Origin of the sequence: Aliivibrio sp. 1S128 (assembly GCF_001691065.1) — a bacterium.
Taxonomy (GTDB): Bacteria; Pseudomonadota; Gammaproteobacteria; order Enterobacterales; family Vibrionaceae; genus Aliivibrio.
On the sequence record NZ_MAJV01000085.1, the window covers coordinates 1 to 1,016 of the forward strand.

Below are 1,016 nucleotides of genomic sequence, written 5' to 3' on the forward strand. Positions count from 1 at the left end.
TTGATGCATTTGTTATGTTTACCCTATCAGAGAGGCCACTGTTGCAATAACAAACAACCAACACATACTTATAAATATTACTGCTGGTTTAGCTGTTGGAAATAATGCGACCCCAACAGCTTTTTCTCCAGAGAAACTTTCCCATACCCAATTTGGAGCCTTAATTGGATCGTCTTTATACAGTTTTATTACATCACACATTTTAATGAACTCTTCGCCAGAGAACAAAGTATCAATGTGACTGTCATAATCATGCTTAAACTCTTTTTTCCAATTGTAATATTTGAAGCAATCTAGCGGTGCAACAATCACGATATAAACAAGCAAAGCAAATAACAATACTTTCGACCACCGAACAAATTGGCTCGCTAATTCAACCAAAGGTGTCGGTAAGTTCAGTAATGACTTACGTTTTACTACATCAAAAGAGCTATCGTGACTAATAGTAAATTTCCCATCAATTAAACTTCGAGAAGCGAGTATAATTGTTGGCGTACTTTCTGTACTGTCAACTTGTTCTAAAAATAAATCTACATCGAGTAACTCTTCGCTACGCCATTGTTCAAAATTTATTTTGAAAAAACGTTCATCGTAAGATTGAACCGTTGCCCGCACACCATCTTTAAATTCATTAAGGTCAATAATTCTATAACCCTTTGGAAAAGAAAATTCTATCACATCTTTTAACAAATTACTTTTGCCACCTTGACCAATAATTGTGCTATCACCAACATTTTGAAACCTTACCCGAAACTTCCATAAGTCTTGAATAGCCACACCATTGAAAGAATACGAAGCAATTAAACCATCAATATTTCCAAAGTCTGTTACTTTATCCTGAGCAAGGACTGAAACTTTAATTTCAGGACTTTTATCTCTAACTTGCTCCCATACGCTATAACTTGTTACAACAAGAGCTATTATTGCAATTAGCAGACTAAACTTAGTCATTATATCTTTGTTATTTAACATATTTTTTCCGTAAACTTCCATGGGAAACATAACGCCTGCATAAC

1 protein-coding gene is annotated in these 1,016 nt (G+C 34.5%); it reads right to left on the reverse strand.

Features of this window, described 5'->3' with window-relative positions:
* Positions 1–18: 18 nt before the first annotated feature.
* Positions 19–1,016 (reverse strand): hypothetical protein (locus A6E03_RS10190; RefSeq protein WP_218060164.1); only part of this gene is annotated, 998 nt, incomplete at its 5' end.